Annotated in this window: 2 protein-coding genes; one reads left to right on the forward strand and one right to left on the reverse strand. The window is 51.7% G+C overall.

The annotated features are described in order from the left end of the window. Nucleotides 1–546, reverse strand: a 546-nt coding sequence (locus A3754_RS04800; protein WP_156496798.1) for a putative oxygenase MesX, incomplete at its 3' end; no start/stop codon positions are given. A 252-nt stretch (nt 547–798) separates the two neighbouring features. On the opposite strand from A3754_RS04800, the gene A3754_RS25965 reads away from it, so the two are divergent. Beyond that, nucleotides 799–915: LysR family transcriptional regulator (locus tag A3754_RS25965; protein WP_156496799.1), on the forward strand; the 117-nt coding region annotated here is incomplete at its 3' end.

Consider the following 915-nt stretch of genomic DNA (forward strand, 5'->3'; position numbering starts at 1 on the left):
GGTGTACACCTTGTTATCCGATACGCTGATACAGATCACGGGCAGTTTGCTGAAGTTTTCCTGGTAAGCACTTGAGTTGACGAAATGCTTGAACAGCTTGCCGTGCAGATCACCAAAATCCTCAGGGATGCTGAAGTGTGGCTGGTCCTTGTTATGGTTCTGCAGGGCGATGCTGAAGTCATAGTCCCGCAGGTAAGAGGAAAAATTGTTCCCGACCACCCCTTCAATCTGTTTGTTGGTGTGCCGGTCAAAGATGGTGGTTTTCAGGATTTCGATGGTCGGGAAGGTTTCGCCATTGCCTTCAATATCGATATCCACGGACACAATGTCGTGCTGCACAACGTACCGGTCACCATTGGGGTTGTCCCAGTGAGCCAGCGCATTAAACCGGTTATTGATCATGGTCAGAGTGTCGCGCAGGTTTTCCTTGCGCCGTTCTCCCCGCGCCAGGTTGGCAAAGTTGGTGGTAATGCGCGTGTTGTCGGCTGGACGGTAATCCTCATCGAAACAAATGCGCTTGATGCTGAAAGTGAATTCGTTGCTCATGGTGCCAGGGCGTCCGCGTCAAAATGGGTCGTGGCCTGCGTCGCGCTGGGTAACTAACGCGACGAAGCGTGATATGCGGCCATTATGCTCAATACCTTTAATGAGTAAAATTGGTATTATTTCATCGCTATATGAGTTTTACTCATCTTTTCGCTATGGCGGGAGCAGGCATTCGACCGCCCTGGCTTTTGCATTCAGAGCAAGATCGCGGTGGTGCCACCGCACTTACAATGGCATGCGTTGGAGAATCAAATGCTGGAATTACGACATCTCGCCACCCTTCGGGCGATTGATGAGGCGGGGTCAATGGTGGAAGCGGCGGAACGGCTACATGTTACCCAGTCGGCCCTGTCGCATCAGTTGAAAGAC

The sequence above is a fragment of the Alcanivorax sp. HI0083 genome (assembly GCF_001635175.1).